This is a genomic window from Halomonas sp. (assembly GCF_041689495.1).
Taxonomy (GTDB): Bacteria; Pseudomonadota; Gammaproteobacteria; order Pseudomonadales; family Halomonadaceae; genus Halomonas.
In genome coordinates this window covers 1-1,292 of sequence record NZ_JBDNGD010000409.1, presented here as the reverse complement: position 1 = coordinate 1,292, position 1,292 = coordinate 1, and the positions used below count along the sequence as shown (strand labels likewise).

The 1,292-nt window shown below is 64.9% G+C and carries 1 protein-coding gene and 1 pseudogene; both read right to left on the bottom strand.

All coding sequences use genetic code 11. From position 1 onward, the window contains the following. Positions 1–337 (bottom strand): annotated as a pseudogene (locus tag ACESMD_RS12785) (2-dehydro-3-deoxy-6-phosphogalactonate aldolase); the annotation flags it as partial. Positions 338–401: 64 nt separating this feature from the next. Beyond that, a partial coding sequence (gene dgoD / locus ACESMD_RS12780) for a galactonate dehydratase (protein WP_372613743.1) occupies positions 402–1,292 on the bottom strand: 891 nt, incomplete at its 5' end.

Below are 1,292 nucleotides of genomic sequence, written 5' to 3'. Positions count from 1 at the left end.
GGGGGGCCAGTCCGGCGTCTCGCCCGGCACGGATCACCTCGGCATCGGTATTGGGCGTCACCAGCAGGGAGGCTTCCAGGCTCGCCAGACGCTCCACGTCCTTCACCGAGAGCACGGTGCCGGCACCGACCAGGACATCCGTCGGACAGTGCGCCTGCAGTCGTGCAATGCTCTCCCAGGGATCCGGCGAGTTGAGCGGCACCTCGATCATGCGCAAACCGCAGGCGATCAGCGCATCGGCCACCGCCAGCACCTCATCAGGCCGGATGCCACGCAGGATGGCCACCAGGGGACACGCTGCCAGGGCGGCCTGCAAGGCACGGGGATTATCGTTCATCCATTCCTCCTCATGACATCCTCCACCGGCTTGCCGGATGACACCGTCCGTCGAAAAGCGATCCTCACCATTCTGCTACCGAGCCATCTTCATGGGTCCAGAGCGGGTTGCGCCAGCGATGGCCGACCTTCGCGCGCTCCTCGACGAAGGCTTCGTCGATCTCCACGCCCAGTCCCGGCCCCTCGGGAATCCGGCAATAGCCATCCTCGATGGCCAGCGCCGACTTGTCGACCAGGTAATCGAGGACGTCATTGTCCTGGTTGTAGTGAATCCCCATGCTCTGTTCCTGGATGAAGGCGTTGTGATTGACCGCATCCACCTGGAGCGAGGCGGCCAGGGCCAGAGGACCCAGCGGACAGTGCGGCGCCAGGGCGACATCATGGCAAGACGCCAGGCTGGCAATGCGCATGGCCTCGCTGATACCGCCACAGTGCGAGATATCCGGCTGGACGATATCGACCATGCCATCGGCGAGCAGATCGCGGAACTGGTAGCGGGTGAAGAGCCGCTCGCCGGTGGCGATGGGATAACCGAGCCCCCCGGCAATCTGCTTGAGGCAGGGCAGGTGCTCCGGCAGTACGGGCTCCTCCACGAACATCGGGTGGTAGGCCTCGAGCTCGCGGAGCAGCGCCTTGGCCATGGGGCGATGGACCCGACCATGGGAATCGACGATGGCCATTTCCGCCGTGCAGTTCATCTTGAAAGCCGTGAACCCCTGGGCAACCAGGGCCTGGGCACCAATGCCCACCTCGCTGGGACGGTCTCCTCCGGTCCAGGCATACATGCGCATCCGCTCCCGGCAGGCTCCGCCCAGCAGCTGATGCACGGGAACCCCCAGATCGCGTCCCTTGAGGTCCCAGAGGGCCTGATCGATCCCGGCGATGGCACTCATGAGGATCGGACCACCACGGTAGAAGCCGCCACGATACATGCGGTTCCAGAGGTGCTCGATACG